Annotated in this window: 12 protein-coding genes; 5 read left to right on the top strand and 7 right to left on the bottom strand. The window is 72.2% G+C overall.

The features are described 5' to 3' along the window. The first annotated feature begins 121 nt into the window (after window positions 1-121). On the top strand, window positions 122-955 hold the full coding sequence (locus LZ495_RS08800; RefSeq protein WP_235051447.1) for a PaaX family transcriptional regulator: 834 nt from the start codon (window positions 122-124) through the stop codon (window positions 953-955). A gap of 132 nt (window positions 956-1087) precedes the next feature. Here the strand turns inward: LZ495_RS08800 and LZ495_RS08795 are convergent, their stop codons facing one another. Next, window positions 1088-1735 (bottom strand): nitroreductase family protein, encoded by a 648-nt coding sequence (locus LZ495_RS08795; protein WP_235051446.1) that lies wholly within the window; start codon window positions 1733-1735, stop codon window positions 1088-1090. A gap of 152 nt (window positions 1736-1887) precedes the next feature. Between LZ495_RS08795 and LZ495_RS08790 the strand changes: the two genes are divergently transcribed. The 3 genes from LZ495_RS08790 (at window position 1888) to LZ495_RS08780 (ending at window position 4075) form a co-directional block, all read left to right on the top strand. After that, entirely contained in the window at window positions 1888-2349 is a 462-nt protein-coding gene (locus tag LZ495_RS08790; protein ID WP_235051445.1) for a MarR family winged helix-turn-helix transcriptional regulator, read from the top strand. 3 nt (window positions 2350-2352) lie between these two features. Continuing rightward, window positions 2353-3003 carry a hypothetical protein gene (locus LZ495_RS08785; RefSeq protein WP_235051444.1) on the top strand — a complete coding sequence of 217 codons (651 nt, stop codon included), beginning with the start codon at window positions 2353-2355 and terminating at the stop codon, window positions 3001-3003. Window positions 3004-3082: 79 nt separating this feature from the next. Next, window positions 3083-4075: an alpha/beta hydrolase gene (locus tag LZ495_RS08780; protein WP_235051443.1), complete on the top strand. Its 993-nt coding sequence runs from the start codon at window positions 3083-3085 to the stop codon at window positions 4073-4075. 796 nt (window positions 4076-4871) lie between these two features. On the opposite strand, the gene LZ495_RS08775 is transcribed toward LZ495_RS08780, so the two are convergent. The 3 genes from LZ495_RS08775 to LZ495_RS08765 are packed head-to-tail and all read right to left on the bottom strand — an operon-like array spanning window position 4872 to window position 8757. Further along, complete coding sequence (locus tag LZ495_RS08775) at window positions 4872-5894, bottom strand: ABC transporter ATP-binding protein (RefSeq protein WP_235051442.1); 1023 nt, start codon at window positions 5892-5894, stop codon at window positions 4872-4874. Further along, window positions 5891-7813, bottom strand: coding sequence for a dipeptide/oligopeptide/nickel ABC transporter permease/ATP-binding protein (locus LZ495_RS08770; protein WP_235051441.1), 1923 nt, complete (start codon window positions 7811-7813; stop codon window positions 5891-5893). Before LZ495_RS08770 ends, LZ495_RS08775 begins: the two co-directional genes overlap by 4 nt. Then, window positions 7813-8757 carry an ABC transporter permease gene (locus LZ495_RS08765; RefSeq protein WP_235051518.1) on the bottom strand — a complete coding sequence of 315 codons (945 nt, stop codon included), beginning with the start codon at window positions 8755-8757 and terminating at the stop codon, window positions 7813-7815. Before LZ495_RS08765 ends, LZ495_RS08770 begins: the two co-directional genes overlap by 1 nt. A 339-nt stretch (window positions 8758-9096) precedes the next feature. Here LZ495_RS08765 and yidD point away from each other — a divergent pair, with 339 nt between their 5' ends. After that, window positions 9097-9561: a membrane protein insertion efficiency factor YidD gene (gene yidD / locus LZ495_RS45250; protein WP_235051440.1), complete on the top strand. Its 465-nt coding sequence runs from the start codon at window positions 9097-9099 to the stop codon at window positions 9559-9561. A 35-nt stretch (window positions 9562-9596) separates the two neighbouring features. Here yidD and LZ495_RS08755 read toward each other — a convergent pair whose 3' ends face one another. The 3 genes from LZ495_RS08755 to LZ495_RS08745 are packed head-to-tail and all read right to left on the bottom strand — an operon-like array spanning window position 9597 to window position 13260. Continuing rightward, the gene (locus tag LZ495_RS08755) at window positions 9597-10496 is read right to left on the bottom strand and encodes an ABC transporter ATP-binding protein (RefSeq protein WP_235051439.1); all 900 of its coding nucleotides are present in this window, start codon (window positions 10494-10496) and stop codon (window positions 9597-9599) included. Next, the gene (locus tag LZ495_RS08750; RefSeq protein WP_235051438.1) at window positions 10493-12310 is read right to left on the bottom strand and encodes a dipeptide/oligopeptide/nickel ABC transporter permease/ATP-binding protein; all 1818 of its coding nucleotides are present in this window, start codon (window positions 12308-12310) and stop codon (window positions 10493-10495) included. Before LZ495_RS08750 ends, LZ495_RS08755 begins: the two co-directional genes overlap by 4 nt. Continuing rightward, window positions 12307-13260: an ABC transporter permease gene (locus LZ495_RS08745; protein ID WP_235051437.1), complete on the bottom strand. Its 954-nt coding sequence runs from the start codon at window positions 13258-13260 to the stop codon at window positions 12307-12309. Before LZ495_RS08745 ends, LZ495_RS08750 begins: the two co-directional genes overlap by 4 nt. Between the last annotated feature and the right edge of the window lie 70 nt (window positions 13261-13330).

Raw genomic sequence — 13330 nt, 5'->3', positions numbered from 1 at the left:
GCCCTCGGGCAGTGCCCTGGACCGCCCGCGCGGCGCCGCATGGCAGCGCCGCGCGGGCACCGTACGTGCCCCGGCACGGTTGCTGGATAGGATCGCCGCGGCACACCCCAGGAAGGCGATCATGGCCGACAGCGCGTACCGACCCAGTTCTCTGATCAACACCATCTACGGTGCGTTCGTCCGGCGTTGCGGCGGGTGGATCTCGATCGCCCATCTGATCACGCTGATGGGCGAACTGGACGTGGACGCGCCCGCGGTGCGCTCGGCGATCTCCCGGCTCAAGAAGCGCGGCACGCTCGTGCAGGAGCGCCAGTCCGGCATCGGCTACCGGCTCAGCCCGGCGATGGGCCCCGTCTTCGACGAGGGCGACCGGCGGATCTTCGGCAACCTGGAGCCCGCCCGGCTGGAGGACGGCTGGGTCGTCGCGGTCTTCTCCGTGCCGGAGAGCGAGCGCGCGCACCGCCACCAACTCCGCGCCCGCCTCACCTGGCTCGGGTTCGGCAAGGCCTCCCCGGGCGTATGGGTCGCCCCCGGCCGCCTCCTGGAGGACGCCCGCACCACCCTCACCCGGGTGGGGCTGAGCGACTACGTCCACCTCTTCGCGGGCGACTACGCGGCCTTCTCCGACCCGCGCACCGCGGTCGCCGAGTGGTGGGACTTCAAGGCGATAGAGGAGCAGTACGCCGAGTTCACCGTCCGCTACGGGCCCGTCGCCGCGGAACTCGCCGCCCACCCGGAGACCGACCCGGACCACGCGTTCCGCCGCTACGTCCCGATGCTCACCGAGTGGCGCCGGCTCCCGTACCTCGACCCGGGCCTGCCCGCCGAACTGCTGCCCGACGACTGGAACGCCGTCGAGGCCCGCCGGGTCTTCCAGGACCTCCACGAGGGCCTGGCCGCCGCGGGCCTGCGGCACGTGGAAAAGGTCACCGGTCTGAGCTGCTCGGAAGCCTGAGCTGCGCGGAAGCCTGAGCTTTCGACTGCCCGAGCTTTCGACAGCCTGAGCTTTGACTGCCTGAGCTTCGACTGCCTGAGCTTTCGACGTGTCCGTCCGAGTCCCGCGCTCGGGGTGCGGTCTCCGGCAGGGTCACCAGCCGTTCCAGTGCAGCACCTCCTCGCGGGGGATGCGGCGGGCCGGCCGGAAGTCCGTGCCGAGGGTGAACGCCAGCGGGACGAACGCGGCGAGCATGACGTCGTCGTACGGCACCTTCAGCACCGCGGCCAACTCGCGCTCGACCGGCGCCTGCGCGGTGGTCCAGACAGTGCCGAGGCCGCGGGCCCGGGCGGCGAGCATGAAGCTCCACGCGGCGGGCAGGATCGATCCCCAGGTCATGGCCTGGTCCTGCACACCGGCCCGGTCGGTGCGGCCCTCGACCGCGGGGATGACGAACGCCGGTACGCGGTGGATGTTGTCGTAGAGGTGCTGGAAGCCGTCGGCTATCCGCTCCATCGAGCCGGGGAAGGCATGCATCCGCTCCAGGTCGCGGTCGCCGACAGGCCGCCCGCCGCCGCGTGCCGCGGCCTCCCGGAAGAGCGCGGCGACGGCCCGGCGCTGCGGATCCTCGGTGACGACGATGAAGTGCCAGCGCTGCCGGTTGCGGCCGGTCGGCGCCTGGGTGGCCAGGTCGACGCATTCCTCGATCAGCGCGCGCGGCACCGGGCGCGAGAAGTCGAGCCGCTTGCGTACGGCGCGTGTGGTGGACAGCAGTTCGTCCGGCGACAGGTCCAGCGGCATGGCAGGTCCTCCGAAGTTCCTCGGCGGGAAAATCGTCTTGGCGCAGATGATTGTGCACGCTACGAGCACCAATCGTCTTCCGTCAAACGATTGGCGCACAGACGATTTGTGGTAGCGTCCCGCCCGTACCCAGCACCGCCGGAGGAGACCGCATGGCGAGCCGACGCGAGGGCCACGTGCCCGGTGCGTACTTCACGCAACTCGCCGCCGAGCGGCCGGACATCGCCCTGTGCCGGGCCGCGGCCGCGGTCGCCCGCGCGGGCGACGCGTTCGCCGAACGCCGCGGCTACCTGGTCGGCCAGCACCTCGTCCTGAAGATGCTGGACGCCGTGGGCCCCCGTTCGCAGCAGGTCCTCGCCGAGGAACTCCGTATCGACCGCAGCGTCATGGTCGGCCTGTGCGAGGAACTGGAGCGCAACGGCCACGTCCGCCGCGAACGCAACCCCGAAGACCGGCGCGCGTACGCGGTCACCATCACCGATGCCGGCCGCACCGCGCTCGCCGTCCTCGAACGCGACGTCCCGGACTACCTCGCCGAGGCCCTGGCCCCGCTCACTGCCAAGGAGCGAACGCAACTCGCAGCCCTGCTCGGCAAACTCCTCGCGACCGGCTGACCTGTGCCCGGGCCCGGAGCCGACACACCGGACGGCCTCGGCGAGACGTCCCGCCCCGACCCGGCGGCGTTCCGCGTCGCGGACAACTGGCACGGCGGCTACTACGAACTCGCCATCGAGCTCGCGCCGGGCGACGACGCCCAGTTGCAGGCCGTCCTCGACGCCGTGTGGTCGGCCGCGGACGTGCGGGGCTGCTTCGCGCAGCGCGACCGCGAACCGCACGAGCAGGATCGCGTGCCGCGCACGGTCGCGGCCCTGGCTGAGGCGTACGCCCTCCGCGGCCAAGTCCGCCTGCCGACCGGGCAACTCGTGGTCTGCCTGTGCCTGGTGGTCCGCGGCGATCCGGACGCGGTCGTCGGCGGCGAGGACGGCGACTGGCTCTCCTTCTGCGTGCCGTACGGTGCCCTGAGCCACGCGGGCGTGCCCTTCGCGGACGAGCGGCTGTCCATTCGCTCGGCGGCCCTGGACGATTGGCTCGCCGGGATCGCCCGCAAAGCCTTCGAGACCGCTCCCTTCCGCTTCGGCGTCGTCGGATGGGAGGTTGCTTGCGTGGCCGATCCGGCAACTCTGCGCGGCGAGTTCCCCCGGCAGGTCGGAGTCGGTTACTTGGTGCCGCGCGGCGGTGTCCTGCGGTACGTCCCGGCGGGCGAGTGAGGTGGCGGGCCCGGCCCTCTTTTCGGCCATTGTCGTCGATCCCGCTGTTCTGAAACGTGAATTCGACTAGCTTTTCGGCATGCCTAGTCTTCCTCTCTCCCGCCGGTCCGTTCTCAAGGCCGGCGGCGCGCTCGCCTTGGGCGGCGCCGGACTGCTCGCCGGCGCGAGCCAAGCGCATGCCGCGAGCAACGGATTCGGACTGCAGATCATCGAAAGCCGGGAGAGCGACCCCCGGCTGAAGTTCTACCGGTTCAAGACGGCGGCGATCGGCTGGCTCAACTCCGGACCCGCCGTCAACGTGCTCCTCCCCGAGGGCTACGAGACCAGCGGCAAGACGTACCCGGTGCTCTACCTCCACCACGGCGGCAACTGCGACTACACCTGGTGGGAGGGCTACGGCGAGATACGCCGGCTCACCGCCGGCCTCGACCTCGTCGTCGTCATGCCCGACGGCGGGCGTGCCGGCTGGTACTGCAACCCGGTCAGCTCCTTTTCCGGTGCGCGGAACTGGGAGGACTTCCACATGACCCAGCTGCTTCCCTGGGTCGAGGCGAACTTCCGCGTGCACGCCGAGTTCGCCGGGCGCGCGGTCGCCGGGTTCTCCATGGGCGGCTTCGGCGCCCTGAAGTACACGGCCAAGTACTACGGCCACTTCTCCGCGGTCAGCTCGTACTCCGGCCCGGCCGACATCCGCGGCCAGGGCGGGATCCTCGGCCACTGGATCAACCTGTCCTCGATGGTCGACCTCAACGGCGGCATGGTCTACGGCGTCCCGTGGGCGGAGGCGCGCGTCAGCGCCGACAACCCGTGCCAGAACGTGGACCGCTACCGCGGCAAGCGGATCTTCATGAGCGCCGGCGACAGCACCGCATCGCTGGGCGAGATCCCCTTCGTGGGCACGATGAGCGAGGCCAAGGTGCTGCGCAGCCAGCAGGACTTCGGTGCGCTGCTCACCCAGGCGGGCATCCCTAACCAGGTGGTGGCGCGGATCGGCGGCCAGCACGACATCGACCGCGACCAGATCGCCGCCGATCTGGCGGGCGTCACCGCGCACCTGCGGTCGGCGCTCTGACGGACAACGGCGTCAGTAGGTCCGACGGATAACGGCTCCCGGTGGTCCGACGGATGACGGCTCCAGGCGGTCGGACGGATCACGGCTTCAGGCGGTCGGCCCGCGGGTGGGCCGACCGCCTGAAGAGTCGGAGTTCCGGAGGGTACGGACCGGGCTCAGTACGGGAGCGGCCGGCCGGACGGCGTACGCAGGTCCAGCGGAGGCCGCGGACGAGCGGGGGTAGGGCGCTTGACGATCCTGACCTGCGGCATGTCCGCCACCTCCTGAAGGGTTGGCCGGGCACTGCCCGGTTGAAGCGTCGTGGACTCCTTGCCCCCGGGCTCCCGAAGTTCCTTCGCAAGCTCGGCTCATCACTGTCTTGCCCAACAGGTGGGGGTTGTCAGACCACCCGATGCTCCTTATGGCCCATCGGTTACACGCTCGGGACAAACAGCCGCCCCCTGAGGCCGACGGCAGCCGGTCGCGCCGCCCCCGGTTCACCCGCACGGCCGATGCGCGAGCTTGGTGCAAACGGGGGCAGCCGCGATCGGCTGCTGTATTTGATATGCCCAGAAGGAGCCCGTTGTAGCGGGCGCACACCCGGCGCATTGCGGCAGCGGGCACGCGCACGCGCCTAGTGCTGTGACCGGAAAGGTTCACCGGTTCCCGGCGCCCGGCACGGCACCTCGCGGCGTTGCAGGGCCTCGCAAGTACGACCGAGTACGAGCTTCGGCCCTGCGCCTTGCGATGCACCGCACCGAACACCGGGAACCGGCAAACCTTCCCGGCCACAGCACTAGGGGCCACGCCCTCCGGATCAAGGGAGTTCGTCCACCAAGTGGCAGGCGACGGCCCGGGGTGCGGGCTCCGGGGCCAGGACGCGCAGCTCCGGGCGCTCGGTACGGCAGCGGTCGGCGACCTGCGGGCAGCGGTGGGCGAAGACGCAGCCGGTGGGGGACGGCGGACCCGGCTCCGCCTTGGCAGCAGCGCGTGAGGCGCGGCGTGCCCGTTGTGCGGCGGGGTCCGGCTCCGGGGCCGCGGCCAGCAGGGCCTGCGTGTACGGGTGCGCCGGGCGGTCGTATACCGCGCCCGCATCGCCCGATTCGAGGACCTGGCCGCGGTACAGCACCAGCACGCGATGCGACAGGTGCCGGACCACCGGCAGATCGTGTGCGATGAACAAGTAGCTGAGCGCGAGTTCGTCCTGCAACTCGGCGAGCAGGTTCATCACCTGGGCCTGGATCGACAGGTCCAGCGCGCTGACCGGCTCGTCGCAGATCACCAGCTGCGGCGACAGCATCAGCGCCCGGGCGATCGCGATGCGCTGCCGCTGGCCGCCGGAGAATTGCCCGGGGTAGCGGTCGGCTGCGTCCGCGGGCATTCCGACGCGCCGGAGCATGGCGGCGACGCGTTCGGCGGTCTCGGCGCGGCCGGACTTCTCGTGGACGAGCAGCGGCTCGGCGAGCGTCTGCCCGATCGTGCGGGCCGGGTTCAGCGACGAGTACGGGTCCTGGAAGACGACCTGCAGCCGGGAGCTGAGCCGGCGGCGTACCCGCGGCGCGGCGCGGGTTATGTCGTCGCCCGCGAAACTGATCCGGCCCTCGGTGACCGGGTTGAGGCCGAGTACGGCCCGGCCGATCGTGGACTTGCCGGACCCCGACTCGCCGACCAGGCCGACCGTCTCGCCCGCGCGGACCGCGAAGCTCACGCCGTCCACCGCGCGCAGCGGAGGATGGCCGCGGCCCTGCCGGAAGTGCACCGACAGGTCCCGGACTTCGAGGACCGCCGGGGGAGCGGAGGCCGTTCCGGTCTCGGACGTGGAAGCGCTCGATGCGGTCACCGGAGGCCGCCTTCCTGGAGCAGGGAACCGACGTGGATGCACCGCGTGGAGCGCCCGGGTACCGGCAGGGAGAGCGGGACCGGCGCGGCCGCGCATTCCTCGGTGGCCCGGTCGCAGCGCGCCGCGAACCGGCAGCCGGACGGCCACTCGTACGGCGCGGGGACCGTGCCCGGGATGGTCGGGAGCGCCTCGCCGTGCACCGCGTGATGCGGATTGGCGGCCATGAGACCGCCGGTGTACGGATGCAGCGGGTGCGCGAACATGCCGTCCACATCGGCCTGTTCGACGACCTGCCCGGCGTACATCACCACCGCGCGGCGGCACAGGTCGGCCACCACGCCCCAGTCGTGCGTGACCAGGAGGACCGCCATGCCGGTGCGCTCCTGGATCTCGCGCAGCAGACCCAGGATCTCGGCCTGCACGGTGACGTCCAGCGCTGTGGTCGGCTCGTCGGCGATCAGCAGCCGCGGCTCGCCGGCAAGCGCGAGTGCGATGGCGACGCGCTGCGCCATGCCGCCGGACAGTTGGTGCAGGTACCGCCGGGCGACTGCGGCCGGGTCCGGGATGTGCACCAGGTCGAGGAGTTCCAGCGCCCGGGCGTGGGCCCCCTTGCGGTCGCAGCGGCGGTGCGTGCGTACCGCCTCGGCGAGTTGGCGTCCGACTGCGTACGTCGGGTCGAGCGCCACCATGGGTTCCTGCGAGACGTACGCGATCCCGGTGCCGCGGATGCGGGCCATCGCCTCGGGAGCGCCCGCGACGTCGACGCCGTCGAAGACGACCCGGCCGCCGGTGATCCGCCCACCGCCCGGGATCAGGCCCAGGATGCCCAGCGAGGTCACCGACTTGCCGCAGCCCGACTCGCCGACCAGGCCGACGGTCTCGCCGGGGGCGACGTCCAGGCTGACGCCGTCCACGACGCGCAGGCCGCCGATCTCGATGGTCAGGTCGCGGACCGACAGCAGGGCGTCGGGTGCGGGGGCGGCGACCGCGTCGTCCGCCGCGGCCCGCTGGGCGGGGATGCGCTCGGCAGGACGGCCCCCAGGTTGCGCCGAACTGCTGCGCGACACCGCCCAGTTCTCGATCGCGGCGTCCCGGATCGCATCGCCGAGCAGGCCGAGCGCGACCACGGTCAGGACCATCGGCACCCCGGCCGGCACCAGCATCCACGGCGCTCGGTCGATGGACTGCGAGGCGTCCGCCACCAGCCCGCCCCAGGACGGCTCCGGCGGCTGCGCGCCCAGGCCCAGGAAGCCCAGGCCCGCCTGGATCGTCACCACGATCGCGGCGAACAGCGCGCCCTGCACGATGATGATGCTCGCCATGCGCGGCAGCACGTGCCGGCGCAGGATCTGACCGTGCGTCAGCCCGGCCACCTTCGCCGCGGCCACGAACAATTCCTCGCGGATGGTCAGCGTCTGCGCGCGCAGGATGCGGATCAGACCGGGCGCACCGAGGATGCCGAACGTGATCATGGCGGCGTGCAGGTTCCCCGGGAAGACGGAGAGCACGACCAGCACGATGACGATGCCGGGCAGCGCGAACATCAGGTCCGCGCCGCGCGTCACCAGCCAGTCCACCCAGCCGCCGCGGTAGCCGGCCAGCAGGCCCAGCGTCACGCCGATGACCAGGAAGACCGCGAGCGCCTCGGCGACCGCCACCAGCGTGGACCGGCCGCCGAACAGCAGCCGGCTCAGCAGGTCGCGGCCCAGGACGTCGGTGCCCAGCAGATGGTCGGCGGAAGGCCCTTCGAGCACGTTCCCGAGATCCTGCTCGAGAGCGCCGTACGAGGTGAACAGCGGCGCGGCCGTGGTCGCCGCGACCAGCAGCACCAGCCACGCCACCGCAATGACCGCCGCGGGGCGCCGCAGCACCCGGCGGGCGAGACCCTGCCTCGTCTTCTTCGCGTTGTCCATCCCCATCAGGCACGCACCCTCGGGTCGAGCCGGCCGTAGGCCAGGTCCACGAGCAGATTCACCACGACCACCACGACCGTGATGTAGAGGACCGCCCCCTGGATGACCGGGATGTCGTGCTGCACGGTCGCCTGCTGCGTCACCCCGCCCAGGCCGGGCATCGCGAACACCGTCTCCACGAAGACCGTGCCGGCCAGCAGGCTGACCATGACGACACCGAGCACGGTCACCACCGGCAGCGCGGCGTTCCGCAGGATGTGCCGGTAGAGGATCGAGCGGTCCCGGAAGCCGTTGGCCTCCATCACGCGGATGAAGTCCTTGGTCATGGTGTCGAGCACCGAATCGCGGGTCTGCTTGGCGATGATCGCCACCGCGCTCAGCGACATCGACACCACCGGGAGCACCAGCGAACGCGCCCACTCGACCGGGTCCTCGCCGAGCGGGACGTACCCGGTCACCGGCAGCCAGCGGAACTGCACCGCGAAGAACGCGATCAGCACCAGCGCGAGCCAGAACGCCGGGACCGCCAGCCCCAGCAGCGCGAGCACGTCGACGGTCCGCACGAGCGCACCGCCGCGCCGGGCACTGAGCACGCCGAGCGCCACGCCTGCGATGCCGGACACGACGGTCGCCGCGATGATCAGCGAAAGGGACACCGGGAGCCGGTTGTTGAGCATCGCGGTCACCGGCTCGCCGCTGAACAGCGAGGCGCCGAGGTCGCCGCGGACGACGCCCTCCAACCAGTTCCAGTACTGGACCGGCAATGACTCGTCGAGGCCCAGTTGGGCCCGCACGTTTTCGTACTGCTCCTCGGTCGCGTGCTGTCCCACGATCGTCCGGGCCGGGTCGCCCGGCACCAGTGAGACCAGCACGAATGTGAACGCGGAGACGATGAACAGCAGGGGTAGCGACGACAAGAGCCGCCGGACCACCAGGCGCAGGATGGCCATGCTCACCTCGGGCGTGTGCAGCAGGGGAGGCAGAAAAAGGAATCGGGACGGATGGGCTGCGGGGAAGCAGCAAGGAGGCCGCAGCGCGGGGGCTCGGCGCGTACCGCGGGTACGTCGCAGGCCTGTCCCACACTCGGATGAATGGATTCAGCAGCGTCGACGCCACGAACGTTAGCGCGCTTTTTTGACTGTCGCTAGATTGAGAACATAAATCCCCGGCGATGCGGGGCTGATTGCCCGGCTCGGCGAACCGGATGGGGCCCGTGTGGCGTGTAAGTCGGCGACAGCAGGCTCCGCCGCCGGGGCAGGGTCCGCGGACTCGGGGGGATGATGAACGCCATGCCGAGCGGGAACCCGTTCGCCGGGGGTGCGGGGGGCGCCGGCGAGGGGGAGGAAGAGCAGTCGTCCGACCGGGTCCTCGAGAACGCCATCGACGTGGCCGACTCGGCGACCGACGGTGGGGACTGCTGCGGATGCGACGTGCCGAGCTGCGACTGCCTGACGGTCCTCACCGGCCAGTTCCTGGGCATCGCCGGGATCATGCTCGCGGCCCTGTTCCGTACGGGCCGCGCAGGCACGCACGGAAGCGGCCTGCGGGGGCGGCTGCTGCATGCCGTGCACCGCTACCGGAGTGAGATCAGCCCGAAGCACCCGCCGTGCTGCCGCTACACGCCGACGTGTTCGACGTACGCGGTGGGTGCACTGGAGCGCCATGGGGCCGTCAAAGGCACGTACCTGACGGTGCGTCGCCTGCGGCGCTGCAATCCGCGGCATGCAGGGGGTAATGACCCGGTCCCCAAGTAGATGGCAAGCGCCGGCCCACATGATCCGCGACGCGCTCAGCGCGTGGGACCGTACCGCGGTGCGCTGACCGGGTCGGCGGCCAAAGACGGGACGGAGGCCAGAAGTTCCCGGGTGTAGCCGGACCGCGGAGCACGGAGGACGGCCTCCGCCGGGCCCTGCTCCTCGACGCGGCCGTCCTTGAGGACCAGGACCTCCTCGCACAGGAGCTGCACCACGCCTAGATCGTGCGAGACCAGGACCAGCGCCAACCCGAGCCGGGCGGTCAGGTCGCGGAGCAGATCCAGCACCTGGACGCGCACCGACACGTCCAGCGCGCTGACCGGTTCGTCGGCGATCAGCAGGCGCGGCCGCGGCGCCAGCGCGCGGGCGATGGCGATGCGCTGGCGCTGGCCGCCGGAGAACTCGTGCGGGTAGCGGCGGCGTACGTCTGCCGCGTCCAGGCCCACGGCGTGCAGCACTTCGTCGATGCGGCGGTCGCGGCCGGCCTTTCCGTCCGCGGCCGTACTCGCGTCGGCCAGGCACTCCAGGGGTTCGGCGACGATGTCGCGCACGCGCATCCGCGGATCCAGCGAGCCGAGCGGATCCTGCGGCACGAACTGCACTTCGCGCCGGAACCACGCCAGGTCGCGGGGCCGCCCGCCGCCCGCCACCTCGCGCCCCCGGTAGAGCACCTGCCCGGCGTCGGCCCGGTCGAGGCCGAGCAGGAGCCGGATCAGCGTCGACTTGCCCGCGCCCGACTCGCCGACGATCCCCAGGCTGCCGCCTTCCCGGACCTCCAGGTCGACGCCGCGCAGGGCCTGGCGGACGGGTGCGGGGCGCAGAAGGCGGCGTCGGGGCAGGCGGTACGTGCGCCTCAACCCGCGGGCGCTGAGCAGTGGTTCGGGTGCTGTTTCGGTCGCCGTTTCGGCCGTCGGGAGTGATGCGGTCTCGTTCATGTGGTCGCCTCCGTGGCCAGGGACGGTTCGAAGGGCTCGGCGGAGGGAGCGGAAGGCGGAATGGGAGGTACCGCGGAAGGGGACGCAGGGGACGGTGTGAAGGACGTCGCGCGGGCTGCCGCGAGCAGGGAGCGGGTGTACGCCTCCCGCGGGGACGCCAGCACCTCGCCGAGCGGGCCGTGCTCGACGATCCGTCCGCGGCGCATGACCGCGATCCGGTCGGCGACGCTCGCGACCACCGCCAGGTCGTGCGTGACGAAGATCAGCGCGGTGCCCTGTTCGCGCGTCAACTCGTCCAGGAGGGCCAGGATTTCGCGTTGCACGGTGGCGTCGAGGGCGGTGGTCGGCTCGTCCGCGATCAGCAGGGCCGGACGGCAGGCCAACGCGATGGCGATGCCGACGCGCTGCCGCTGGCCACCGGACAGCTGGTGCGGCCAGGCGCGGACGATGTGCTCGGGGTCGGGCAGCCCGACGCGGCGGGCCAGCCGCAGCGCCTCCTCGTCCGCCTGGCGCCGCGTCAGACCCCGGTGCAGGCGCAGCGGTTCGGCGATCTGCCGGCCGATGCGCCACAGCGGGTCCAGCGCGGTGAGCGGCTCCTGGAACACCATGGCCACCCGCTCGCCGCGGATACCGGCCAGCTGCCGTTCCGGACGGCCCAGGAGCTCGACGCCGTCGATCCGGATGCTCCCGGACGCGGTCAGGCCCTCGGGGAGCAGGCCCGGGACCGCGAGCGAGGTCAGCGACTTGCCGGAGCCGGACTCCCCGATGAGGCCGAGCCGTTCACCGGCAGCCAGGGACAGGGAGACCCCGTCGACCAGGATGCGCGCCCCGACGCGGATGGTCAGGTCGGTGACGGTCAGCAGGGGAGCGGAAGCGGGAGCCGCCACGGCAGCCACCGGGACAGCGGCCGCCGAGCCGTGCTTCGGGAGGCCCTCCGCAGCGGATTCCGGGACGCCGCCGGGCGCCGCGGAGCCGACGCCCGAGCCGCGCAGTCGCGGATCGGTCGCGTCGCGCAGCGCGTCCCCGAGCAGGTTGAAGCCGAGCACCGTCAGCGCCACCGCGATGCCCGGCCAGACCACCAGCAGCGGGCGCGCCTCGATGTACGGCTGCTGGTCGTGCAGCATGCGCCCCCACGACACCGCGGGCGACGGGCTGCCGTACCCCAGGTAGGACAACGACGCCTCGGTCAGCGTCGCCACCGCCATCACCAGGGACAGCTGCACGATCAGCGTCGGGGCGATGTTGGGCAGCACGTGGCGGCGCATCGTGCGCCACGTGCCCGACCCGCTCGCGGTGGCCGCGAGCACGTAGTCGGTGCCGCGGACGCGCTCGATCTCCAGGCGTGTCACGCGGGCCACATGCACGCCCGAGGCGATCCCCACCGCGCTCGCCGCGGTCCACAGCGATCCGCCGAAGACCGCGGCCAGGACCATCGCGGTGAGCAGCGCCGGGAACGCGATCACCACGTCGACCAGTTGCACGACGGACGCGGAGATCCAGCGCGGGGCCAAGGCCGCGGCGCCGGCCATCAGCAAACCCACCGCGGCCGCGATGGCGGTGGCCAGCAGGGCGACGGCCAGCGTCTCCCGGGCCCCGACCAGCAGCAGGCTCAACTGGTCCCGCCCCAGCATGTCCGTGCCCAGCACGTGGCCGTCGCGGAACGGCAGCACCCAGCGGGCCTTCAGATCCGTGGTGGTGGGGTCGTACGGCGTCCAGACCCACGACACCGCCGCGGCGGCGACCAGGACCGACACGAGGACGAGGCCGAGCAGTCCGCTGCGGTGCCGCAGCAGCGCCCGCAGGATCCCGCTCACCGGCCCGTCTCCCGCAGCCGCGGATCGATCAGCCGCTGGCCCACGTCGACCGCGAAACCGACCGCCAGGACGATCGCGACCACCACCAGCACCTCGCCTTGCACCTTGACCAGATCGCGGTTGCCGACGTCGGCGACGAGCATCGACCCCGCCCCCGGCAGCGCGAACAGCTTCTCCACCACGACCGCTCCGACGAGCAGCGCCGCCACCTGGATGCCCAGCACCGACACCACCGGTCCGGACGCGTTGCGCAGCCCGTGCCGCCACAGCGCCCCCGCCCGGGTACGCCCGTTCGCCCGCGCGGTGCGCAGGAAGTCCTGCCCCAGCACGTCCAACGTGGCCGACCGGACGAAACGCAGCAGCACCGCGCCCTCCGACAGCGCGAGGGTGATCCAGGGCAGCACGAGGCTGCGCAGCGCCTGGCCCGGCTCGGCCCAGCCCTCGACCGGGAAGCCCTGGGCCGGCAGTCGGCGGTTCTGCACCGCGAACACGGTCACCAGGAGCAGGCCCACCCACAGCGTCGGCAGCGCGATGCCGATCTGGCTCGCCGCGCTGATGCCGGTACCGACCCGGCTGCGGTGCCGGAGCGCGGCCAGCACGCCCAGCGGCACCGCGCCGGCCAGGGCGAGGGCCAGCGAGCCGAGGACGAGCGGCCCGGTGACCCGGGCCTTCTCGCCCAACTCCGCGGTCACCGACGTGCCGTTGAGCTGCGAGCGCCCCAGATCGCCGGACAGCACGTCCGCCAGCCACGTCGCGTACTGCTGCACGAGCGGCCGGTCCAGCCCCAGTTCGTGCCGGACGGCGCGCAGTTGGGCCTCGTCCGCGGTGATCCCGCCGATCGCGGCGGCGGCGTCCCCGGGGAGGAGCCGCAGCAGTGCGAAGGTCAGCACACTCGCCGCGAACAGCGAGACCACCAGCAGGACGAGGCGCCGTACGACGAACACGGTCACGGCCGGGCCGCCGCGGAGACGGCGGTACGGCGGCGCGGCCGGACGCGTGCGGCAGCGGGCCGGACGCGTG

This window comes from Yinghuangia soli, assembly GCF_021502675.1.
Classification (GTDB): Bacteria; Actinomycetota; Actinomycetes; order Streptomycetales; family Streptomycetaceae; genus Yinghuangia; species Yinghuangia soli.
The sequence above is the reverse complement of the archived record's forward strand: the minus strand, read 5'-3'. Positions and strand labels throughout refer to the sequence as shown.